Origin of the sequence: Candidatus Defluviilinea proxima (assembly GCA_016721115.1) — a bacterium.
GTDB lineage: Bacteria > Chloroflexota > Anaerolineae > Anaerolineales > Villigracilaceae > Defluviilinea > Defluviilinea proxima.
The window spans coordinates 4,067,786-4,091,127 of the sequence record JADKIW010000001.1 but is presented as its reverse complement, the minus strand read 5'-3'; the positions used below and the strand labels follow the sequence as shown (position 1 = coordinate 4,091,127).

Annotated in this window: 15 protein-coding genes, 1 other RNA gene and 1 pseudogene; 12 read left to right on the top strand and 5 right to left on the bottom strand. The window is 48.3% G+C overall.

All coding sequences use genetic code 11. From position 1 onward, the window contains the following. The first annotated feature begins 5 nt into the window (after nucleotides 1–5). The 4 genes from IPP66_18905 (at nucleotide 6) to IPP66_18890 (ending at nucleotide 3,900) form a co-directional block, all read left to right on the top strand. On the top strand, nucleotides 6–1,280 hold the full coding sequence (locus IPP66_18905) for a YcaQ family DNA glycosylase (GenBank protein ID MBK9927343.1): 1,275 nt from the start codon (nucleotides 6–8) through the stop codon (nucleotides 1,278–1,280). Between the two features lie 81 nt (nucleotides 1,281–1,361). Next, nucleotides 1,362–1,964 (top strand): AhpC/TSA family protein, encoded by a 603-nt coding sequence (locus IPP66_18900; GenBank protein ID MBK9927342.1) that lies wholly within the window; start codon nucleotides 1,362–1,364, stop codon nucleotides 1,962–1,964. After that, on the top strand, nucleotides 1,961–3,121 hold the full coding sequence (locus IPP66_18895; protein MBK9927341.1) for an ABC transporter permease: 1,161 nt from the start codon (nucleotides 1,961–1,963) through the stop codon (nucleotides 3,119–3,121). The genes IPP66_18900 and IPP66_18895 overlap by 4 nt, the downstream gene beginning before the upstream one ends. A gap of 47 nt (nucleotides 3,122–3,168) precedes the next feature. Continuing rightward, nucleotides 3,169–3,900: an ABC transporter ATP-binding protein gene (locus IPP66_18890; GenBank protein ID MBK9927340.1), complete on the top strand. Its 732-nt coding sequence runs from the start codon at nucleotides 3,169–3,171 to the stop codon at nucleotides 3,898–3,900. Between the two features lie 12 nt (nucleotides 3,901–3,912). Here the strand turns inward: IPP66_18890 and IPP66_18885 are convergent, their stop codons facing one another. The 4 genes and pseudogenes from IPP66_18885 to IPP66_18870 form a co-directional block, all read right to left on the bottom strand. Next, entirely contained in the window at nucleotides 3,913–4,818 is a 906-nt protein-coding gene (locus IPP66_18885; protein MBK9927339.1) for a carbohydrate kinase family protein, read from the bottom strand. Beyond that, the gene (gene maf / locus IPP66_18880) at nucleotides 4,815–7,589 is read right to left on the bottom strand and encodes a septum formation protein Maf (protein ID MBK9927338.1); all 2,775 of its coding nucleotides are present in this window, start codon (nucleotides 7,587–7,589) and stop codon (nucleotides 4,815–4,817) included. Before maf ends, IPP66_18885 begins: the two co-directional genes overlap by 4 nt. 274 nt (nucleotides 7,590–7,863) lie before the next feature. Beyond that, nucleotides 7,864–8,795 (bottom strand): annotated as a pseudogene (locus IPP66_18875) (EamA family transporter). A gap of 103 nt (nucleotides 8,796–8,898) precedes the next feature. Next, complete coding sequence (locus tag IPP66_18870; protein ID MBK9927337.1) at nucleotides 8,899–9,756, bottom strand: methylated-DNA--[protein]-cysteine S-methyltransferase; 858 nt, start codon at nucleotides 9,754–9,756, stop codon at nucleotides 8,899–8,901. Nucleotides 9,757–10,005: 249 nt separating this feature from the next. Between IPP66_18870 and IPP66_18865 the strand changes: the two genes are divergently transcribed. Beyond that, a complete protein-coding gene (locus IPP66_18865) occupies nucleotides 10,006–11,436 on the top strand; it encodes a flavin monoamine oxidase family protein (protein ID MBK9927336.1) in 1,431 nt (476 codons plus the stop codon). A 46-nt stretch (nucleotides 11,437–11,482) separates the two neighbouring features. Here IPP66_18865 and ssrS read toward each other — a convergent pair. Further along, nucleotides 11,483–11,660, bottom strand: a non-coding RNA gene (ssrS, locus tag IPP66_18860) — 6S RNA. A 132-nt stretch (nucleotides 11,661–11,792) separates the two neighbouring features. Between ssrS and IPP66_18855 the strand changes: the two genes are divergently transcribed. The 7 genes from IPP66_18855 to IPP66_18825 all read left to right on the top strand — a co-directional run bounded on the left by IPP66_18855 (nucleotide 11,793) and on the right by IPP66_18825 (nucleotide 23,328). Continuing rightward, entirely contained in the window at nucleotides 11,793–12,812 is a 1,020-nt protein-coding gene (locus IPP66_18855; protein MBK9927335.1) for a LysM peptidoglycan-binding domain-containing protein, read from the top strand. Between the two features lie 651 nt (nucleotides 12,813–13,463). After that, nucleotides 13,464–13,940: a GNAT family N-acetyltransferase gene (locus IPP66_18850; GenBank protein ID MBK9927334.1), complete on the top strand. Its 477-nt coding sequence runs from the start codon at nucleotides 13,464–13,466 to the stop codon at nucleotides 13,938–13,940. Nucleotides 13,941–13,965: 25 nt separating this feature from the next. Next, on the top strand, nucleotides 13,966–14,265 hold the full coding sequence (locus tag IPP66_18845) for a hypothetical protein (GenBank protein MBK9927333.1): 300 nt from the start codon (nucleotides 13,966–13,968) through the stop codon (nucleotides 14,263–14,265). Nucleotides 14,266–14,275: 10 nt separating this feature from the next. Continuing rightward, nucleotides 14,276–14,791 (top strand): phage tail protein, encoded by a 516-nt coding sequence (locus IPP66_18840; GenBank protein MBK9927332.1) that lies wholly within the window; start codon nucleotides 14,276–14,278, stop codon nucleotides 14,789–14,791. 11 nt (nucleotides 14,792–14,802) lie between these two features. Continuing rightward, nucleotides 14,803–15,306 carry a phage tail protein gene (locus IPP66_18835; protein ID MBK9927331.1) on the top strand — a complete coding sequence of 168 codons (504 nt, stop codon included), beginning with the start codon at nucleotides 14,803–14,805 and terminating at the stop codon, nucleotides 15,304–15,306. A 13-nt stretch (nucleotides 15,307–15,319) separates the two neighbouring features. Then, the gene (locus tag IPP66_18830) at nucleotides 15,320–15,847 is read left to right on the top strand and encodes a phage tail protein (protein ID MBK9927330.1); all 528 of its coding nucleotides are present in this window, start codon (nucleotides 15,320–15,322) and stop codon (nucleotides 15,845–15,847) included. A gap of 113 nt (nucleotides 15,848–15,960) precedes the next feature. Next, entirely contained in the window at nucleotides 15,961–23,328 is a 7,368-nt protein-coding gene (locus tag IPP66_18825; protein ID MBK9927329.1) for a sortase, read from the top strand. The last annotated feature ends 14 nt before the right edge of the window (nucleotides 23,329–23,342 follow it).

The window sequence follows — 23,342 nt, the reverse complement described above, 5'->3', positions numbered from 1 at the left end:
TATCTATGACCCCGATCAACATCTCCAAGCAAACTGCACGACGATTTGTCCTCGGTAAACAGGGACTTTGGCCCGGCCGCCGTTGGAAGGGACTTAAGGGCACAGCACAAGCGATCCGTACATGTGAAGCCGTGCAACTGGATCCGTTGAATGTTGCGGCGCGCAGTCAAGACATTGTTTTGCATAGTCGCGTGTTGGAGTACAAGCCTGAGTATCTGTACAAGGTCACTTATGAGGAACGTCAGTTCTTTGATTATGGCGGTTGGTTGGCGATGTATCCGATGTCTGATTTGCCTTACTTCCGTTATCACATGAAGGGACGTGCGCAGGATGAGTATGTGGCGTACTTTGTGAAGGGGCACGAGAAACTGTTGAACGATGTGCGTGCGGAATTGCGGAAACGCGGTCCGTTGGGGAACAGGGATTTCGATGGCAAGCGTGTGGATGGATGGAGCTACCGTGGACGCAAAGAGTCGTCTGTCGCGTTGTTCGATATGTGGCTGGCGGGTGAGTTGATGATCCATCATCGCGAAGGGTTTAATCGTGTGTATGACTTCCGTGAGAACATTGCGCCGAAAGAGTTCGATTATGTGGCAACCGAAAAAGAAGCCGAGGAATTCTTTGCGCGCAAAGCTGTCTCGTTTATGGGATTGAAGAGCGAGTCGAAGATGAGACTCGAATTGCGCGACTCTGTGCGGAAGGAGTATTCTCCAGTTGAGATGAAGAGTCTGCTGGGAGGGTGGATCGAGTCTGGGATGTTGAAGCAGGTTCAAATCGAGGATGGACGCGAAATATTTCTCGCTTTGGGTGAAGATGTTCCAGTGTTGGAGACGCTTGAAAAGGGAAAAATGCCCAAGGGATGGAATCCAAAAGAAACAACTACATTGGAAGAAGTGACATTTCTTTCTTCGCTGGACATCGTCAGTGCGCGCGGACGGGCGATGAAGTTGTTTGATTTCGATTACAAGTGGGAAGTGTATGTGCCGGCCGAGAAGCGCCGTTGGGGATATTATGTTCTACCGATCTTGTATGGCGATGATCTTGTAGCGCGGCTTGACCCGAAGTTGGATCGTACGACGATGACGCTGGATATCAAGGGCTTTTGGTATGAGGACGATGCGCCTGTGAAAGATGATGCGTTTGCGAATGCGTTGGCAAAGGGATTGATCCGCTTTGCAAAGTTTGTGGAAGCGAAGAAGATCAAGCTCAACACCATAAAGCCAGTTGCGTTGAGAAGCGCTGTAAAGAAGTTGGTGGGGCGGGAGATTGACCTGGCATAAGGGAAAACTTGCAGTTTTGCAAAACCTTTGCAAAACATGGACAGAGTGGTAGAATGGTGAAGTTAGGAGATAAACCGTTCGATGCCAAACCTAGCTCATCTCAAATTCAATGACCCTGCACCTGACTTGGAGTTGCAGGATGTAAATGGCAAGGCAGTGTCGCTTTCCTCGTTTTGGAGGCAACAAACACTGATCCTTGCCTTTTCGCGTCACTTTGGTTGCCCGCAATGCAAAGAGATGGTTGACCATCTTGTGGTTGCATCACCGAAGATCAAGGATAAGAATCTTGGCTTGGTGATTGTCACACAAGGCACACCAGAAGATGCGAAAGTGTTTTGTGCAGAACGCGCGCCTGGCGTGACCTGTTTGGCTGACCCAGAGCGTAAGGCCTATCGTGCTTACGGGTTGGATCGTGCAAACGTATGGCAATCATTCCTTTCTCTTAATGTGTGGCGTTCTAATCGTCGCTTGAAACGTGAACGCGGTTGGAATACCGAATTGCCTCCCAAAGGGCAGGATGCTTTACAAATGGCGGGAACGTTCATCATCGCGCCCGATGGGCGCATCCGCCTGCCATATTATTATGATGACATTGCCGATCATCCATCCGTTGACTTGCTTTTACATGGAGTGATGGGCTTGGATTGGAATCAAACTTTCGATGGACCAGTAGCCCCCAAATGAAAAACGTTTTTCTTGCCTTCTACCTTGCAATCAAGGAAGTGGTTCGTAATCGCGGACGCTTCCTGCTCGTGAGCCTTGTGATCGCGTTGATCACATTGCTTGTATTGTTCATCGCCGCGCTCGGCGAAGGTCTTGCCACTGGCAATCGTCAATACGTTGCCAATCTGAATGCGGACTTGATCGTCTTCCTTGAAAAATCGGATTACAGCATCTCAGGAAGTCGCCTTGATACGAGTACCGTACGCACGGTTCGCCGTGTCGACGGGGTGGTTGATGCCGGTCCGATCTACACATCCTCCACTGAGATCGTATCTACCAAAGAGCGGCTGAAGGTGTCCTTGCTTGGGGCAGAAGCGGGGCGCCCGGGCATGCCTCCGCTCATCGAAGGCAGAGACTTTCGCGGCGGTGAAGCGCGTGAAGTTGTCATTGATCGGGGCGTTGCCATTCGCAGAGATATCAAGGTCGGTGACTCGATCACCATCCGCTCCACGCAAGGAGTGGAAGATGAGTTCTTTACGCTCAAAGTCGTGGGCATGGTGGACGGTCAATCCTATTTCTTTCAGCCGACCATTTTTGTCCCACCTGCCACATGGGAAAAGATCCGCCCACAATCTGAAGCAGACTTGAACAGTGATACGGCTTACCCGAATATTATCGCTGTCAAACTGGCAGACCCGAAGCAGGCTGAAGCGATGAAAGCGAGCTTACTCTCGAATGTGAAGAACATCGAAGTGACCGACATCGCGACCACGATCAACAATATCCCCGGCTACTCTGCTCAGCAAGGGACAGTCCAAACGCAGGGCTTCTTCACTTTGTTGATCGGCGTACTGGTCATCGGTGGATTCTTCCAGATCCAAATCTTGCAGAAGGTTCCACAGATCGGTGTGTTGAAGGCCATCGGTTCCTCGAATGGCGTTGTGGGTTGGGCATCGGTAATTCAAATCGTTGTAGTAACAGCAATCGGCGTCGCGATCGGAGGCGGACTCACATATCTCTTCTCGTTAGGGCTTCCGCCTACCATCCCGTTTGTCTTCAACGGAGTCCGTTCTTTTGCGGCGGTGATCTTGTTGCTGTCTATTGGCCCGTTGGGTGGTATGGTTTCGATTATTTATGCGGTTCGCATCGAGCCGTTGAAAGCATTACGGTTAGGATAGATTGCGTAGGGGTGGGGTCTCCCCACCCTGTATTAGGAATTATGTAAATGAATTCAATAGCTCTCGAAGTAAAAGACTTAGTCAAATCCTTTGATCTGGATGGCGCGACCATCAATGCCGTAGATCATGTTTCGTTTCAGGTAAAGTCTGGCGAGTTTGTTGCGTTGGTTGGCCCGAGCGGATCGGGCAAGACTACGATGCTCTCTATTCTTGCCGCGTTGCTTTCTCCCACCAGCGGACAAGTCCTTATTGATGGGCAAGACCTTGCCCAAATGAACGAAAAACGACGCGTAAAATTACGTCGCGAAAAGATCGGGTTCACGTTTCAATCGAATAACCTGATTCCTTTTTTGACTGCACAGGAAAATGTGGAATTCATGTTACGCCTCAACGGACAGGCCGATAAAGCGGGACGTATGCGTTCTGCAGAAATCCTTGCCCGCCTCGGCCTGAGCGACCGCTTGCACAATCTCCCCGCTCAACTCTCCGGTGGACAGCAACAACGTGTCGCCATTGCGCGTGCGTTGATTCATAATCCCGCCGTTGTATTGGCCGATGAACCGACCGCATCTCTCGATACCGAACGCGCTTTTCAAGTAGTGGAGACGTTCGCAAAGTTGGTCCACGAGAATAACCGCGCGGGTATCATGGTCACGCACGATCTGCGCATGTGCCAATATGTGGATCGGGTTCTACAGATGCAGGATGGGAAACTGGTGCAGGTCTATGAGACGAAGAAAGAGATTATGGAACTAGCGGCAGGAACGGTGAAGCACTAGAAGACTTTACTGTTAGGGGAGCACATGAAAGAAATCACGCAAACTTCTTATTGTAAGAATATCGCCGAAGCCTCGCTTGTCGGTTGTGGACTTATGTCCTGTTTCGTTGTATGTGTGACTGTTAGTGTGTTTATCCCAAAGAACCTGTTCGTCACATCCTGTGGGGCCGAAACGTAGAATTATGCGATCATAATATGTCGCGGTTTTGGTCAATGTCTCTTCGGCCATTTGATAGTCAATGGTTTCTGATTTAGAACCAAGACCTAGAAAGCGTCGCATCGTAGCCACTTCTGAAATGAGTATGTCTACATTTTTTGTGTAAGACAAAAACTCATCGAAAGTCATTTTTTCGTAAATTCTATGAGGGACCACATCGAAGACTATCACAGGGGAATTTGGAGTATTCGCCTGCTTTGCATATTCCATAGCTCTCAATGTTGCCTGGAACCGGGGAGTGGTTATATCACTGATGCAGTAGCCAGAAATATATAGTACCTGACAGGATGTTATATCGGTCTTGTGTTCTTCTATGTCATCCAGAGACAATAGTTGGTTCGCATTTTGTTTATTATTTATCAGTAAGCGAATATCTGCATTGTCTCGCATAATGATCGCTTTACCAGTTGGCGAGTCGGCCGTCCAATTTTGTGGCATGGATATATTGTTTGTATTGAGCCAATCTGTAATGAAATGCCCGGCGGTGTCTCTACCAACTTTTGAGAGAAGCAGGGGACGATATCCTTCTTTTTGTGCAAAGACACAAAAGTTCAGCCCACTTCCTCCGGGAATCTCATTGATCTCATCCCACCAAATGATGCCATTTTCGACTAGGCCGCTAAACTTAAAGGGGAGACTGTTCCCTACGACGTAATCTAGGTTTGTGTCGCCCATGCTAATAATGGCATAGGGCTGAGTCATGGTAACTCCAACTCTTTTATTGATTCAGGGAGCCCCCAATTGGAAACCTTGTCAAACATCCATATGGGTTTCTTGAAATTATCGGCAAGGATCTCGCAAAGCCTTTCGAGTGGCAAGCCGACTACGTTACTGTAACTTCCCTCAATATTTTTAATCAACAGTGCGCCTAATCCCTGAATTGCATATGCACCTGCGCGCCCGATAGGTTCACCTGATAATGCATACGACTTGATCTCGTCTTCATTGTTCTTGGCGAAAATGACCTTGGTTTTTACGCAATCTGTTTTGATAGTCAGTTTATTCGATTCAGGGTCTTTTCCTATTATGGCTATTCCAGTAATTGCGGTATGGCTTTTTCCGTTGAGTTCCAATAGGTCTTTTTCCGCCTGCTCAGCCGATTTGGGGTGCCCGACCATTTTCCATTCACCGTTTTCGTCAAGCCGTATAATTTCGGTGTCGGCACCAATAATGAACTCTACATTGTCGCTATATTTCCTTTGTTGGAAAACGTCTTTTGCTTTTGCTACGGCCAGTCTTTTGACCCTTTCAAAAGGATCTTCTTGTGTCAGCCTTTCCTCATCGCAACTGCTGACTTGCACTTCGAGCTTTTCCGGCGCAATGATTTGATGCAGTAACTGCAATCTTTGAGGGGATTTGGATGCAAGTACGATTCTAGGCGATAGAAAATTGTACATTTCTTGAGCGGTTTTAAAATCGCCGTACCCCACTTTCTTACGTGATTCGAGAGTCGCATAATTTAAGTCGACAGGCCCGATCACGTTGGTCGGGGATATCATTATTTCGTGGGTGTAGCCTGATGTCCGTAGAATACTAACAGAGAAGAATCCCCTTAGGTTTTCTATAAGAGATTCTTTATGGATCTCCCAAGTCTCAATTTCTGTTTTTTCGCCCATATCAATGTTGAACCAATGGAAGACTTCTGGTAATTCCGCCACGGAAACATCAACCAGTTTTTTTGTTCTTTCATTTATAAATAAATTGCTCGATAAACTTTTCATATCCATACCAACGACCACATCCAGAACCACGATGCGATTTGCCTCTTTGGCGATTTGCATCATTTTCAATGCGTTTGGCTTTCTGTTTGAATCGACCAGACAATACCCTGAGCAATAAAACACATCGGACAGTTTGAGAGTTTCCGTTGCCACGCCTACAGCGATGTCCGGTAGAGATTGAATTGCGTCTGTCAATGTTATTGAAGTGTCTTTACTTGCATGGTTACGGAGAATAATGGCAATACTGGTCTGTTGCGCAGGGTCTGTTACCAGTAATGGAGTTATATCGTTGCTATGAAGGTCTTTGATGATCTGTTGACCAATTGCATCGCCTCCAACCACCCCCACTACATATGGCGCTTTGAAGCCAGCTTTACGAGCGCCCCTTGCAAAGTTTACACCTGTCCCCCCAGCCACCCGGCGTACATCTCCATTGATTTTTTTACCTGGAGGAAGCAGGCTGGAAAAAAAGTCTTCAGGTAATTCATCGTAAATATAATCGTAGTTGATATCTCCAACGGCTAGGACGGATAAAGGAGGTCTATCCAGTACATTTCCATTTTGGCCTAGCGATGATTTTAGTGGAGGCAAGATAAATTTATCTGCATAGGTTTCCTGAATGATGGAAATGAATTCCTGCAAAGGAAGCCCGACCACATTTGTGTAACTACCCTTTATGAATTTAAATAGTGAAACGCCTTTTTCCTGGATGCCAAAAGCGCCAGCTTTATCGAAGGGCTCTGCGTATGCTATGTAATTGTCGATATCAGCTTCTGTATAGTCACGTAACTGGGCTTCGGTGATAACCGTAATCGTTTTTTTGATTTTAGGGTTATTTGCAAGTGCAATGGCAATACTGGTGACAATGTGAATGGGCTGTCCTTTTTGTTCCATCAACATGTCTTTGGCCCGTTTTCGAGCTTCTTTGATATCGTTTGGACCGGCCATTTCCAGTGCCTTGAGCAATGGGCGATCAAGGATCTTTTTATTGCAAAAGACGACAGTATCTACACCTACGATAATGGTGTCGGCGGGATTAAGGCTTTTCCCTATCGTCGACATTGAATTATCTTCATTAGCGATCACATGATTGTGTACAAAATTGATTTTTTCGCAGGCAGTTTTTTCAACGATTTCTTTTACCTTATCAAGGTCTAATTCTTTTTCATCGTGGTCAAGCTTTAAATTGACTGATGCGTTTGTAGTGAAGTAATGTTCTCCCTCAACCCATCCTATCTGATTTAAGAGCTCCCTCCTTCGTGGAGATTTTGACGTCAAGAGAATGGACGGTATTCGTAGGGTTGGAGACTTGATCATCTTCGATAAGCGCGATATATCAGATGCCCAAGAGTCTTGATTCAGAGAAATTGCCTGTCGATTGGTTAATTCCTTGATATCGTCTGGTAAGCCGGAAGATGTAGGCATCTTTGCCCCGTTGACTAATACAGGGATAACCAGTTTTTTTCTTTCCAGTGCCGTTTTTGCTTCCAAGCGTACCCAGTCTTCTGGGTGGTCAATGCGGCGGTTTTGGTCGGCGTCTTGGCAAGTTAACCATTTGAGCCCAATAACAACGAGTACAATTTTTGCGTTTTCTAGTGCGTTTGTGATTTCATCGGGCCATCTATCCCCAGGGCTGATTTTGGACCTGTCAGTAAATATATTCTGATGCCCAGCCTTTTCCAGACTCAGCTCAATGGCTTTCATTTCGGCTTCCGTATCCTCCCTGCGGTAGCTGATAAAGATCTCGTTCATAGTGTTACTCTCCCTTTTGTGTGAAGCTATGCTATGGGTTCGTAGGATTTCAGACAAAACTATGTATGGTTCTGCCTATCTGTACACTGAACTAGAGATATATTGGTAAATATCAAGCCGCCTATAAAATTTAATAACACTATATACTAAATTCGATATTCGCGCAACAGTTTGCAAATTGCGGTCACTACCTTCGTATCAACTCGATTTATAAAAAAAGGGTTTCTGGTGTTTTACACCAGAAACCCTTGTGTGTCATGTGGAGGCGAAAGGGTTACTCAATCTCCTCCGGTATAACCTGCATGGCTGGCTTTTTCGACGATATCTGTCTTGCCCAGTTGATCATGATCACAGATCCGATGATGATCGCGCTGGCAATTGCAATACGGGCATTCAAAACTTCGCCAGCAAATAGCCATCCCAGAAAGACTGCTACTACTGGGTTGACATAGGCATATGTAGAAAACAGGGACACCGGCGCATTATGGAGTAGCCAACCGTACGCTACGAACCCGACAAGCGACCCGAATGTGATGAGGTATAGCAATCCCCACCATGAACGCATCGCAACTTGACCAAAGCTGAATCCGCTTAATTCACCGGTCGCCACGCTGACAATGAACAGTGAGACCGAGCCCATCAGCATTTGCATCCCTGTAGACATCAATGTGGATTTGGGCATATCTGCGCCTCGCGCATAGATGGAGCCCAGCGACCAAAGAATGGGAGCGACGATCAGCAAAATGACGCTGGTTGTGTTGAAGTGTTGTTCTGCACCTGTGATCTTTGCAGGCCCGATCAACAGGAACACGCCACTAAAGCCGATCACAAGCCCAAGAATGGATTGCCAGTTGGGTTTGGTTCCGCCTGCACGCAAGGATTCGAAAAGGACCAACCAGAATGGCGAAGTAGAAATGACCAACGCGGCAATACCAGATGGAATATATTTTTCTGCCAGCGAGACAAGACCATTACCACCGAGCAGTAAAAATGTACCAACGATGGCAGTTGATTTCCAATTGCTGGCTGTTGGTTTGGAGTCGCCAGCGGCGAGGCGCCAGGTAAATAGGATGGCGCCCGAGACCAGAAAGCGTATGGAAGCGTGCAGGAAGGGCGGCATTGTCTCCACAACAAACCGAATAGCAAGATATGTAGACCCCATACAATATATAGTGCGATCAAAGCAATCCAAAGTTTAGTTTTCATTCAAATCCTTTTGGGAATATTTTCTACGACGAGCCCCCTTTGATTACAGGCGCCGAGGTGTAATTAATAATTTTTTATAAATGTATTAACTTGCTATTTGTTATTACTCAACTGCCGACGTGGTATTCATCAGCTCTCTTACCAATAGCGCTTTCTTCCTTGGTGCGCCATATCGATAGTTGCCGAACTCTCCAACTGTATTGATCACGCGATGACACGGAATCAACATGGCAACAGGATTATGCCCAACCGCCGTACCAACAGCACGCAATGCTCTCGGATTACCGATCCGCTCCGCGATGTCTTTGTAGGTAGTCACTGTTCCAACAGGGATATTTAGCAATGCTTCCCATACTTTCAGTTGGAAATTTGTGCCCCGCAGATGCAATCCCACAGGCTTGCCACGATAATCCAGATCAAAGATCGGTTCCAACATCAATTCGGTGGATTTGTGATCTTCGATCATCTTTGCCTGCTTCCATTCGGAGACCAGGTTGTCAATGGCGTCACCTTCACTAGCCTGTATGAAGCTGAGATTGCAAATGCCTCGCTCCGTTGTGGCGATCAGGCATTTGCCAAAGGGAGTAGGATGAATGCCATAACGGATAGTCACGCCTGCGCCACTCGATTTGTATTCACCCGGAGTCACAGCCTCAGTGGTGACAAAAAGCTCGTGTAGGCGGCCCAGACTCGAAAGTCCGACTTGATGCGTGGTGTCGAGTAAATTCTCAGATCGTTTGAGCAGGACTTTTGCGCTTTCCTTCGTCACGAATTGCAGAAAACGCTTGGGGCTCACGCCTGCCCAACGTGTGAACAGTCGTTGAAAATGATATTCGCTCAAGCCAATGTTTGCGGCCACATCTTCGAGGCTGGGTTGTTCTTTGTAATGAGCTTCGAGATACAGAATGGCCTGCTCGATGCGAATGTAATCGTCAGAAAGTTGTTTGAGGTTCGTGTCCATGGTCTCTCCTTTTCAACCCTATTTTATGGACATCGTTTCTCTTTGCCGACCCGGTTCTTGCTATATTTCAAGGCTGGGCAATAACAAAAAAACATGCAATGCATGTTGGAACGTCTTGGCTTTGTTTTGGACAATAAAAAGGACTACAGGATTGTATATGCGTGAATTGCCTTTGTCAAGCATAAGATTGGTGATTGAAAATCGGACAATTTCTGGATAATATAAAGCATCCCAGTTCTGGAGGTTCTTATGCGTGAGCGTTCAATTCAGGATTACATTGATGTTGTGAAGCAGGGGATCGCCAAAAAATTTGACACTGGAAAGCCGAAGAAAGTCATCATCGTGGGGGCGGGTCTTGCTGGACTTTCAGCCGGGTTCGAACTTAAACGAGCTGGTCATACCCCGATCATTCTTGAAGCTCAACAGCGCGTCGGTGGACGAGTCTACACGTTGCGCGATCCGTTCACAGAAGGTTTATATGCTGAAGTAGGTGCGATGCGCATTCCGCGTGCGCACACATTGACGATGCAATACATCGAGAAGTTTGGTTTGAAGACCAATGACTTCACAATGGACAATCCCAATGCCTATTACTACATTGGCGGCAAAAAGATGCGCGCATCCGAAGCACATGCAAACCCATCCCTGATGGGATTTGAAGTCAATCAGAAAGAACTCGGGAAAACATCGGGACAAATGTACATGCAAGCCATCCAGCCGTTACTCGATATGTTGGAGAAGCATGGCGATGCGGCGTGGGATGAGATCGTTGCCAAATATGACCAATATTCCACGCGCGAATTTTTGGAATTGAATGGCTGGTCTGAAGGCATGATCGAGATGTTCGGCTTGCTGGCGAATCAAGAGTCGGTGATGAACTCATCTTTCCTTGAGTTGTTCCGTGAAGATTCGGGCAACTATTACACAAACATGATCGAGCTCCAGGGTGGCACAGACCGATTGCCTCACGCATTTTTACCTGAACTGAAAGATAACATCCGCTTTGGCGCAAAGATGATCGCGATAGACCAATCACCTGATGATGTCACCGTCCATTATCAAACACATGCCGGTCGTTTCAGCGAAACGGGAGACTATGCCATCATTACTGTGCCTTTCCCCGTACTGCGTCATGTGGAGGTGCTCAAACCGTTCTCGCGTGCGAAGAATCGTGCGATACGTCAATTGCATTATGATGCTTCTGCAAAAATCCTGTTCCAATGCAAACGTCGATTCTGGGAAGAGGACGATGGTATCTTTGGCGGAGGCACGATGACCGATCTCCCGATCCGTAACTTGTATTATCCTGACCACGGACGTGAAACAGGTAGAGGCATCATCCTTGCAAGTTATACATGGTCTGAAGATGCGCAACGTTGGGGTTCGCTCAAACCTGACGACCGTATTGCTCAAGCGCTCGACGATGTGGCAGAGATCCATCCGCAGGTGACAAAGGAGTTTGAAGTTGGCGCATCCTGGATGTGGCATGACGATGAATTCGCAGGCGGCGCCTTTGCCTTGTTTGACCCCGGTCAGCAAACGTTATTACATGATGAGATCGTAAAACCTGAAGGGCGGATTCATTTCGCTGGTGAGCATGCATCTCTTTATCATGCGTGGATACAAGGCGCATTTGAATCGGGCTTGCGTGCGGCAATAGCGATACATCAGACACCGTAAAAGATAAGGCCCTACAGTTTTAAAACCTGTAGGGCCTTTTGTAGTCGATGCCCCGCAAATGCCGTGTGCTGCTAAGTTTTGAACCTGCTTTCGCAGGTGGATCCCGACCCAGAAACGCCGCCTTGGCTCAGGCCTATCGCGTTATTTCTATTGGAGTTAGAGATCCTTTTGATACGTGTTGGCTCAAAACGGAAGGTGCAACATCACGCACATCGCAGGGACAATGATTTTTATACCATAAACGTAGGTGCAATGGTAGAGAAAAATTAATTGCGGTTAAATCAAGTACGGTTGATTTAACATTCGTTCTGTGCTACGCTTAATCTGTTCTGAACCCACTCACCAAAGGAGAAATTATGGCAACTGTACCGGGTATTGATGTTTCCTATTGGGACTCAGGGATCGACTGGCCCAAAGTCCGTGCTACTGGACAGCGCTTCATGGTAGCCAAAGCCACAGAAGGGGATTTCTATGCGGATCCCACCTTCCCGACAAACTGGTCCGGTGCCAAAGCGGCTGGACTCTTGCGAGGGGCTTATCATTTCTTCCGCTGTAATGTGGATGCGAAAAAACAAGCAAAGAAGTTTATTGATTATGTAAAAGCAGTGAAAGATAACGGCGAACTGCCCCCAGTCCTCGACCTGGAGTCGAACGACGGACAGACAAAGGACAAAGTTATCGCGCGTGCGAAGATATGGCTGGATGAAGTGGAGAATGCGTTCGGCAGAAAGCCCATCATTTACTCCGGCCAATATTTTTTGCAGGATTATTTCTCCGAGGCCGGTGGTGGACCTCCCAAATGGGCAAAGGATTATCCGCTCTGGCTGGCGCAATATCCAAACACCTATGTAGATGGGCAAAAGCCCTTCCTGCCTCGCGGCTGGTTCATCTGGACATTCTGGCAGTACAGCGAGAAGGGCAGTGTCAATGGCATCAACGCCAACGTGGATATGAATGTCTTCAACGGCACTTTGGAAGAGTTGTATCGGTTTGCGGGCGCGCAAATCATCACCGAGTCGACAGATAAGGAAAAGACACATACGATCAAGGCTGGCGATACATTTGAAACGATTGCCATCAAGTATGGGGTGACCGTCCGTGAGTTGGTGAGCGCCAATCCACAACTTCTCAAATCGGGCGAGAAACTGAATATCCCTGTCGCTGTGGCAATACCTGCTGAAAGTGGAACCAGTTCCGGGTCCACGAGCGGAAGCGGTTCTTCGTCTGCATCCCAGAAAACGTATACTGTGAAGTCAGGAGACACGTTGTACGGCATTGCCATCAAATATGGGACAACGGTAGCCGCTCTTGCAACGGCAAACAATATCGCGAACGTGAACAATATCAAGGTTGGGGCGGTTTTGGTAATACCATAAGCATAAGATAGTTATTGTGGCGGCCGAGAGGCCGCCACAACTTTTATTTCTATGGGGGAGAGTTAGTTTGTTGGTCGGGGAAACAGAACTGAGAGTTATTACTTTTGCAAAGTAACCTTTTAATGTAGTTAAATACTTTCCATACTTGATTTCTTAAGATAAGATAAGCGAATATTTATCCAATTTATATATTTAAATACATCAGCGGGGAACACTTATAGCCAACTTTGGCTAGATTTTTTTAAATATTGCAGTTAAACGACAAGCATAGGAGCTTGCAATGCAGAGACGTGAATTTATCAAATTGTCTGGCGCGACTTTGGGATCCACCCTTTTGCTGACCGGGTTAATCCATAAGGTGTTGGCTTTGCCCGTGGAAGCAGAATCTCGAGGAATGCGGTACCGTGGGTATAGAAATGGAGGGGATATTTTTGTATCCCGAGATGCTGGCGAAACCTGGCAATTGCATACTCGCCTGGGGTCTGAATACTCGATCGAAAGCCTTTTCGTAGATTCGTCGGATCATATGTATGCACGAGTTGGGTATAAGAGTTATTCTTTCCATTTGGCTCTTTCAGCGTCGGGGGATCAATGGCTGACAATTTGATCGCCGCTTGGAACCTTGTTCAAGGCGTTGAGCAGAGACAAGCCATGTGGATCGATTTAAGACCCGTCACTGTAGATGATGCGGGTTTTCTTTTTAAACTGTATGCCAGCACTCGCGAAGAAGAAATGCAACTTGTGGATTGGAATGATGAGCAAAAAGAAGCTTTTTTGCGAATGCAGTTCGATGCACAAACACAGCATTATGCTTCGTATTATCCCAATGCCATTTACCAAGTCATTGAACGAGATGGCGTATCGCTTGGGCGTTTGATTACAGAGAATCGTGGCGACCACTTTCTGATCATGGATATCGCTCTCTTGCCCGAATATCGTGGCGCCGGCATAGGGACATTTTTAGTCGAACAGTTGAAAGAGGAATCCGCTAATTTGAATCTCCCGCTGGTTTTGCGGGTCGAATTTTTTAACCCAGCTGTGCGCTTGTATGATCGTCTCGGTTTTGTAAAGACGAGAGAAGTTAACAGCGTGTATCAAGAAATGGTCTGGACGCCCAGCCCGAAGTGAGTCTGAAGCGGACAGGAGAATTGCATTGTCACTACCCGATCTCGCATCCTTTACGGAACATGTCGGTTCGACGTTTGAAGTCGTGGATGTTCCACCGTCTCCTTTCGAGTTGAAGATGACACGTGTCGTCGAACTTTCGAAGACAGAACATAATGAAGCGTTCTCGGTTTTCTTTCTCGGTCCGTTGGATCGTTTTATGACGCAAGGGACTCGTAAGCTCTCGCATGTGCATTTCGGTGAGTTGGAGATTTTCCTTGTACCGGTTGCAAAAACAAACGATGGCTTTGAATATGAAGCCGCATTCAATTACATCTTGAAGAAATAGGAGAGACAATATGGCCGAACCGTTCCTTAGTGAGATCAGAATCATGTCGTTTGTGTTCCCACCAAAAGGTTGGGCGTTGTGTAATGGACAGTTATTGCCCATTAACCAGAATCAGGGACTTTTTTCTTTACTCGGTACTACATTTGGCGGTGACGGGCGAGTGAACTTTGCCTTGCCAGACTTAAGAGGCAGAACGCCAATTCATGTAGGCAGTGGACATACATTGGGCGAGCGTGGTGGTGAGCAGGCACACACTCTCTCGATTAGTGAGATACCGCAACATGTTCACACTCTGCAAGCAAGCAGTTCTACAGGAAATTCGGTTAATCCTCGATCCATATCTGCCGGTAATGTCCTTGCGTCAGAACCTGGAAATGCTTACTCATCCAGTGCCACAGCCCTTACTGCTCTCCATCCTGGTTCCGTGGCAAATGTGGGTGGAAGTCAGGCGCACTTAAATATGCAACCCTTTTTGACATTGAGCTTTTGCATTGCATTGCAAGGCATCTTCCCCAGCCCGACTTAGGAGAAAAGAAAATGGCACAACCTTATGTTGGTGAAATTCGAATGTTTGCTGGTAATTTTGCCCCTGCAGGCTGGATGTTCTGCGAAGGGCAGTTACTTCCCATTTCTGAGTATGAAACACTTTTTCAATTGATTGGTACAACGTATGGCGGCGATGGGCAAAGCACTTTTGCACTGCCCGATCTGCGCGGACGTATCCCGATTCACCAAGGGGATGGCTTTATTTTGGCGGAAACTGGTGGTGTGGAGGAAGTTACACTTACTGTGAATCAAATCCCCGCGCATACCCATCCTCTGTTAGGCTCTGCCTCCAATGGAGGACAACCAGGCCCGGGAAATAATTTACTGGCTAACTCTACGATCATAACGCCTTACGCTCCTGAAACCCCCACGGTGGCTATGGCCCCAACCGCCATAACCTCTGTAGGTGGAAGCCAGCCACATACAAACTTCCAGCCTTATCTGTGTGTTGATTTCATCATTTCACTCTACGGCATTTTCCCGTCGCCAACCTAAATAGGAGAATATCATGGCTGATCCTTTTGTTGCTGAGATACGAATTTTTCCATTCAACTTTGCCCCCAGAGGCTGGGCTTGGTGTGATGGGCAATTGTTACCGCTTTCGCAGAACACTGCGCTCTTTTCGTTATTAGGCACCACGTATGGTGGTAATGGCAAATCGAACTTTGCTTTACCTGATTTGCAAGGTCGTGCACCTATGCACCCGGGACAGGGGCCAGGGCTTTCGTTGCATGATCTTGGCGAAACCGGCGGCTCTGATACAGTGACTTTGCTTGAGTCGGAAATCCCCTCACATTCTCATGCACAGATGGCGTCGAATGAAGATGGTACACAAGGCTCATTAACTTCGGGAATAACTTTGTCGTCATCGGTAGGTGGAACTTTGTATCAAACAAATACAAACGCCAATCTGGTGAGTATGAATCCCAGTAGCCTTGTACCCGCTGGCGGAGATCAGCCGCACAACAATATGCAACCATACCTCACCTTTTATTTCTGTATTGCCTTGCAAGGTGTTTTTCCGCCTCGCACATGATTTATTCCTATGCCTTCTGGTACGTGTTTACCAGAAGGCATGACCTAATTCAGTTGATGTAACAAACACGTCACATAGATTTTTTGTTTATTCTTTAGTTTCTGGAGTTACCTATGTATCGCCGCCTTAATTTCTTCGCCGCCATCACACTACTTGTTTCGTTGTTTGTTACAACGGTTTTCCCTGTACAGCCAGTTTCGGCCAGCCCACAACTGGTTGTGACGATTGCACCAACCAAGACCGATGCCATCACAAATGATGGTGTGCCTGGTGGCGAGGCGGCAGATGGACAAGCTGACCCGGGCGAGACCATCAAATATACAGTCGTTGTTCCAAATAGTGGCGATGAAAACGCGACCGGTGTCACCTTCACCGATATCATCGACTTAAATACTACGCTGGTCGCTGGGTCGCTTTCTGTTTCGCCGATCGGTGTCGATGATACTTTTCCTGTGACTGTGCTTGGTAATGTTTCGATCAATTCTTCCTTGCTTGCAACGCCATTCAGCGTGACCAGCAATGACTTTTTGGGGCTGAACCCTTTAGCCACTATTGTTCAGGTTTCGTCTGTAACAACCATTGCAAGCAACACAATTACAGCGACCAGTGCAAACGGTGGGAATGTTGTAATGACAGTATCTGGTGGCAATATTGGAATGTTCACGTATGATCCACCGGCTGGCTTTGAAGGGACAGATACCTTTACTTATGTTTTAGCTGACAACGCCAACGCAACGACTGTTGCTACCAATCGTACAGCGACCGTTTCGATCACTGTCAGTGGGATGATCTGGTTCATCAATAATAATAGTGCAACTGCCTGTACAACGGCTGGTTGTGGTCGCCTTTCCAATCCTTTTAGTACGCTTGCGGCGTTCAATACGTTGAATGATGGTACAGGCAATAACCCTGCCGCCAATGACAACATCTTTATCTATGAGAGTGCCACTGGTTATAGTGGCGCAGTTACTTTACTGACCGGGCAGAAATTGATCGGTCAGGATGCCACCGCTGACCTGTCTACCATCACTGGTCTGACTCCACCTACGGGTAGCCCAGTTTTCCCGACGATGAACAGCGTAAACGGGATCGTAACCAACCTGACGAGCACCGTCACGTTGAATACAAGTGCCACTGTCCGTGGCTTGAGCATCAATTCAACAACAAGCACGGGTATGACCGATCCTGCAGGTGCTATTACTGGTGTTTCGGTTAGCGAAGTCAAGGTTATTACTACGACCGCTACTGGCGTTAACTTTTCTAATACGGCAGGAACATTAGACTTTATTGAGTTGACCACCTCGGGTGGTACAGGTGCGAACCTGACCAACAACACTGGTGGTACATTTACCTTTTCGGATGTGACCGTCAGCTCGGGAGCCAATTCTGGCTTTGTTGCGACGGGAGGCGGCACGATCAACGTTTGTGATGAGGTCCCGTGTAACCCGGTGGCAACGGGTTTGCTTGTTAATACACTCACAACTACTACTGGTGTAGCGCTCAATGTTGCCAATACAACCATTGGGTCGAATATGCTTGAGTTTCGTAGCATTAGTGTAAATGGCAATGACAGTGTGCCAACCAATGGTATTGTTTTGAATAATACTGGTAACACAGGCGGTTTGGTGGTGAAAGGCTCGGGATCGGCCGGCAGTGGCGGTACGATTCAGAATGCGGCGGGTGATGGCATTTCGCTTACGAATGCGGCAAAGGTCTCGCTAAGTTATATGAATATCACCAGTAACCTTGATAATGGTATTGGTGGTTCGAACGTTAACGGTTTTGTGTTGAACAACGCCAGCATTACAAGCAATGGTGATAATGCGGCGACAGATGACTCTGGAATAGATCTTGTTGGTCTGACAGGGTCTGCGATTGGCGGTGCAAACCCCACCAGTATCACGAATTCCACCATTAGCAACAATCATGAGTTCGAATTACAGATCACGAATAGTTCTGGAACTCTTACTGACTTTCAAATGTCAGGCAATACGATCTCAAGCAATGGCTTAAGCCTGGCACATGGCAACCTCGTTAACTTTCTTGCGTTGGGGTCGGCTAGTATGCAATTGTCTGTTACGAGCGGTTCATTTATTGGGGCTGCTCCCGATACTGCAACCGGAGTTCAATGCGATCATTCTGGAACGAGTGGGACGAGTAGATGTAACATTTCAGGAGCAACTTTTACGAACAACAATGTGGCTGTGAGTGTCTCGCAAGCCAATGGCGGCAATTTGAAGTTTAATGTCAATGGCAATACTGCAACTGGTAACCGTTCGCATGGGCTAAACCTGTTTGTCGCCGCCACTGGCACCGGAACTGTAGACGGCGCCTTTACGAATAACACTGTTGGCACCTCTGGCTCTGCGGGTTCAGGTTCAAGCCTTGGCTATGGTATCCGTGTCCAGAACGAAGGCATAGATACGGGGCGAGCCGTGAATGTGTTGATCAATAACAACATAGTTCAGGAAACATCGAGCTTTAGCCTTATTAATATAAACCAGGGTATTGCTGGGCAAACATCCAGTACTACTACAAACGCTACGATTACAAATAACATTCTCCAAAACTCTGCTGTCCGCGCAATTGTTGTGCAACAGAACAACAGCACAGATGCTGATTCTGCTGGGGCGACGTGTGTGGATATTTCGGGCAACACTATGACCAATATCCCGGGCAATGTAGGGGACGGTACCCGCATCCGTTTACGACGGCTTGATGCGAATAGTGGGGGGGGAGATCAATTCCGTGTCCGACAAACCAGTGCCGCTGATCTTGCCGTCCAGAACCCGAACACTGCTACGGTGCTAGCTCATATTTCGACTAGTGGAACCATGACCTATAACGGTGGTGCATGTACACAGCCTAATCTGGCCATGGCACCGAATAGCACCGTTGTAGTTTCTCAAATTCAGTCGAACATTGAAGCAGTGGCTACTGCGAAATCACTGGGTTCTTCGACATCCATGTTGCCTGTCTCTAACAATGTCGGCGGCGGGAAACCACTTTTCGTTGTCAAACAACCCGTTCCGTTGCAATCTGGCGAGACCGTCACTGTGAATATTGGTACCCTGCCTCCAGGAAAGAGTGTCACGATCACGTTTGATGTGACGGTGGATAACCCTCTACCTGTTGGCACGATACAGATCTCGAATCAGGGAACTGTCAGCGGGAGTAATTTCTCGAATGTATTAACAGACGACCCCGATGTAGGAGGCGCGAGCGATCCAACAATTACGGTTGTGGACCGGCCCGATACGACTATCACCTCCATTGATCGTGCCGCCTCATCCCCAACCAATTCTGCTTCTGTCTCGTGGACAGTTACCTTCGCTGATGCCGTCTCTGGCCTCACTGCAAGCAACTTCGCATTGGCGAACTCCGGCCTCACTGGGCCATCCATTACTACTGTTACCCCTGTGGCGGCAGCTCCGAGCACGCAATGGACAGTGACCGCCAGTACCGGCACAGGTAATGGAACATTGGGATTGAATTTGACGAACGACACCGGCTTATCACATGAGGTCACAACAACACTGCCTTTCGTTGGTCAGGTCTACACCATTGATAAGACTGCCCCGACAACCACATCTTTTGTGCGTCAAAACCCGTCAACCAATCCGACCAATGCAGATACCCTTGTCTTCCGTGTTACCTTTAGTGAAGGTGTTACTAGCATTGACACAACGGATTTTGCTGTCAATGGAGGAACTACTGCCACTGCCACTTCTGTCAGCCTCGTGAGTACAGGTGTATACGATGTGACTGTCTCCGGCGGTGACTTGGCTGGCTTCACTGGTATTGTGGGTCTTGATTTTAGTGGCTCCATGAATATCACCGATCAAGCTGGCAATGCAGTTGCGAGCACTGAGCCATCCACTGATGAAACCTATACTTTGGATAACACTGCGCTCACAATTACATCCTTCACGCTCCAGACCCCATCTACCAGCCCGACCAATGCCGATACACTTATCTTCCGTGCCACCTTTAGCGAAGATGTGACCGGCGTAGATACAGCGGACTTTGCCGTCAATGGAAGCACAACAGCAACAGTTACGTTGGTCAGTACGGTTAGCGCGAGTGTCTATGATGTGACTGTCTCTGGCGGTGATCTGGTTGGCTTCACTGGCATCGTGGGATTGAATTTCAGCGCCACGCCGACCATTGCTGACTTGGTTGGCAATACCTTCGTCAACGCCGAGCCTTCCACCGATGAGACGTATACGGTGGATAACACTGCGCCGACGGTAACAAACGTTACTTCGACAGCGGCAAATGATACATATGGTGTTGGCGCGGTGATCCCAGTCACGATCACGTTTAGTGAAAATGTCACGGTCACTGGCACACCGCAGTTGACGCTTGAAACTGGCGTAACCGATCGCGTTGCCAGCTACATCAGTGGTAGCGGTACGAACACCCTTACATTCAATTACACCGTTCAGGCTGGCGACTCCTCCAGCGACCTGAACTATGTTGGCACTGGCTCATTAGCCCTCAATAGTGGTACGATCCAGGACACAGCAACCAACAATGCAACATTGACTTTGCCTGCTCTCGCGGCAACCGGTTCGTTAGGTACAAACAAAGACATTGTGATCGATACGATTTCGCCCACGGTCACCAATGTTACATCTATAACGGCAGACGGTTCGTACGGAACCGGTGTTTTGATCTCGGTTACGATCACCTTTAGCGAGCCTGTGACAGTGACCGGCACCCCGCAATTGACGCTTGAAACGGGCACGATAGACCGTGTCGCCAGCTATGTAAGCGGTAGCGGCACAGATACACTTACTTTCAATTACACCACCCAAACGGGAGATACCACCCCCGACCTTGATTATGTTGCTACAACATCTCTGTCGCTTAACAGTGGTACGATCCGTGATGCGGCGCTCAATAACGCCACGTTAGACCTCCCTGCCCCGGCTGCGGCAGGTTCGCTCGGCTTCAACAAGGCCATTGTTCTCGATGCCACTGAGCCGTATGTGGTGAATGTCACTTCCACTACAGCGGATGGCACATACGCCACGGGCAGTGTGATCTCGGTGACTGTTCAATTCAGCGAGACTGTCACTGTCACCGGTACGCCACAATTGACACTTGAAACGGGAACGACCGATCGAACGAGCAACTACACAAGCGGCTCTGGTTCGGATACATTGACATTCAGTTACACCGTGCAGGCTGGCGATACCTCTTCCGATCTGGATTATGTCGGCACCGGCTCACTGGCCCTGAACAGTGGCTCCATTGTGGACGCTTCTACGAATAATGCGATTCTCGACCTCCCGACTCCGGGAGTGGCTGGGTCACTCGGTGCAAACAAAGCGATTGTTATCGATACAACTGGCCCGGTTGTCACCAATGTGACTTCCACCACAGCGGACGGTTCATATAACGTTGGTGATGTGATCTTGATCACGGTTACATTCAATGAAACTGTGACCATCTCCGGCACGCCTCAATTGACGCTTGAAACTGGTGCGACCAACCAAACTGTGGACTACACGAGCGGCAGTGGCACAACGACGATCACGTTCACCTACACAGTGCAGGCTGGCGACACCTCTTCTGATCTGGATTACACAGGGACCAATGCGTTGTCTCTTAATTCTGGAACGATCCAGGATGCGGTCGGAAATAATGCAATAGCGTTGACCCTGCCCGCTCCGGGCGCGGCCAACTCGTTGGGTGCGAACAAGGCTATCGTGATCGATACTGTTGGGCCTGTGATCTCCTTTAACTCCACGCCGACAAACCCAACCAATAGCACCTCTTACACGTTTGCTTTTAGCGCTAACGAACCCGTCACTGGCTTTACTTGTACATTGTCAGATAGTGGTGGGCCAATCTCTGGGCCAGCTTCATGTACTTCTCCTCATAGTGGTAGTGGCTTGACAGATGGAACGTATACGATACTGGTCGGAGCTCAGGATCTTGCTGGAAATAGCAGCTCGAATTCCTACACGTGGACTGTGGATTCGACTGCTCCACCCGCTCCTGTTGTTATAACGCCTGCCAACGCGAGCATAACCACTGACAGCACGCCTGCTGTGACCGGTACTGCGGAACCCAATAGCACTGTCACTGTGTACATTGATGGTGCACCCGCAGGGACGACCACTGCCGATGGCGCTGGAAACTGGTTATTTACGGTTGGCTCGGCTCTCAGTGAAGCCTCGCATACAGTCAGGGCTACGGCTACTGACGCGGCAGGCAATACAAGTCCCAATTCGAATACCAACACGTTTACTGTGGATAGTACCGCGCCGGAAACGAGCATTGATACATCACCGGCGCTTATCAGTAACACTACAAGCGGTGCCTTCACTTTCAGTAGTACAGATGTAACAGCCACGTTCCAATGTCAGATCGATGGCGGCGGTTTCACTATCTGTACCTCGCCACAGAATTTTGCTGGATTGAGCTCCGGCACTCACACCTTCGATGTCCGTGCAGTGGATGGAGCCAACAACATTGACCCGACGCCCGCTTCTTTCACATGGACAGTTGATACCGGTTTCCCGACCGTTCTCTTCAACGCGAATACGACCCCCGCAAACAATGCATCCCTGACGACTGGTCCCACAGTTATCACGGTCTCATTCAGCGAGGACGTGACACTGGCCTCTGCACAAGACCTCGCCAACTATATTTTGATCGAAGACGGCGTGAACAATATCTTTGATACAACAGCTGTTGACCCATGTACGAGCGGTGTTCAGCCTGATGATGTGACGATCGTTGTGAACAGCGTCTCGTATAGCAACGGCACGGGTAGCGGACCTTATATCGCCACCCTCAGCATTAATAACGGTACAGCTCTGCCTCTTGGCACGTATCGTTTGTATGTTTGCGGCACCACATCCATTCTGGATTTGGCGGGCAATGAACTCAATAATGGTTCAAACGATACAGTGCTCAACTTCTCTGTTGTCTCGCCGTCTTCAGGCCCGCAACTTCCCAAGACCGGCTTCCCACAGAATAAAGTGACGCTGTTACCGGCACAGCCTGCTGAATTGGCATATGCCGCAACGGACTTCTGGCTCGAAATTCCCAAGCTGAAGGTCAAGATGTCCATCATGGGTATCCCCAAGACGCAAAACGGCTGGGATGTGACCTGGCTCAACAAGGACGCTGGCTGGCTCGATGGCTCTGCCTATCCCACATGGAACGGTAACTCGGTCATCACCGGTCACGTATGGGATGCACTCAATCAACCCGGTCCATTTGCGAAGTTGAAGAACTTGCAATATGGCGATCAGGTCAAAGTACATGCATTCGGACAGGTCTATATTTATGAGATCCGTGCGAGTAAGACTGTATCACCTTCGAGCATATCCACGGTGTTCAAGCATGAAGAAAAGCCATGGATCACCCTCATCACCTGTGAAGACTACAAGGAACGCTCACAGACCTATTCCTATCGCCGTATGGTAAGAGCTGTGCTGGTAAAAGTGGTGGAAGAGTGATCACTTTTATACAA

Bases quoted from the DNA above. Each gene is read 5' to 3' on its own strand.
- IPP66_18905 (MBK9927343.1), top strand. From the start codon at position 6: ATGACCCCGATCAACATCTCCAAGCAAACTGCACGACGATTTGTCCTC.
- IPP66_18900 (MBK9927342.1), top strand. From the start codon at position 1,362: ATGCCAAACCTAGCTCATCTCAAATTCAATGACCCTGCACCTGACTTG.
- IPP66_18895 (MBK9927341.1), top strand. From the start codon at position 1,961: ATGAAAAACGTTTTTCTTGCCTTCTACCTTGCAATCAAGGAAGTGGTT.
- IPP66_18890 (MBK9927340.1), top strand. From the start codon at position 3,169: ATGAATTCAATAGCTCTCGAAGTAAAAGACTTAGTCAAATCCTTTGAT.
- IPP66_18885 (MBK9927339.1), bottom strand. From the start codon at position 4,818: ATGACTCAGCCCTATGCCATTATTAGCATGGGCGACACAAACCTAGAT.
- maf (MBK9927338.1), bottom strand. From the start codon at position 7,589: ATGAACGAGATCTTTATCAGCTACCGCAGGGAGGATACGGAAGCCGAA.
- IPP66_18870 (MBK9927337.1), bottom strand. From the start codon at position 9,756: ATGGACACGAACCTCAAACAACTTTCTGACGATTACATTCGCATCGAG.
- IPP66_18865 (MBK9927336.1), top strand. From the start codon at position 10,006: ATGCGTGAGCGTTCAATTCAGGATTACATTGATGTTGTGAAGCAGGGG.
- IPP66_18855 (MBK9927335.1), top strand. From the start codon at position 11,793: ATGGCAACTGTACCGGGTATTGATGTTTCCTATTGGGACTCAGGGATC.
- IPP66_18850 (MBK9927334.1), top strand. From the start codon at position 13,464: ATGTGGATCGATTTAAGACCCGTCACTGTAGATGATGCGGGTTTTCTT.
- IPP66_18840 (MBK9927332.1), top strand. From the start codon at position 14,276: ATGGCCGAACCGTTCCTTAGTGAGATCAGAATCATGTCGTTTGTGTTC.
- IPP66_18835 (MBK9927331.1), top strand. From the start codon at position 14,803: ATGGCACAACCTTATGTTGGTGAAATTCGAATGTTTGCTGGTAATTTT.
- IPP66_18830 (MBK9927330.1), top strand. From the start codon at position 15,320: ATGGCTGATCCTTTTGTTGCTGAGATACGAATTTTTCCATTCAACTTT.
- IPP66_18825 (MBK9927329.1), top strand. From the start codon at position 15,961: ATGTATCGCCGCCTTAATTTCTTCGCCGCCATCACACTACTTGTTTCG.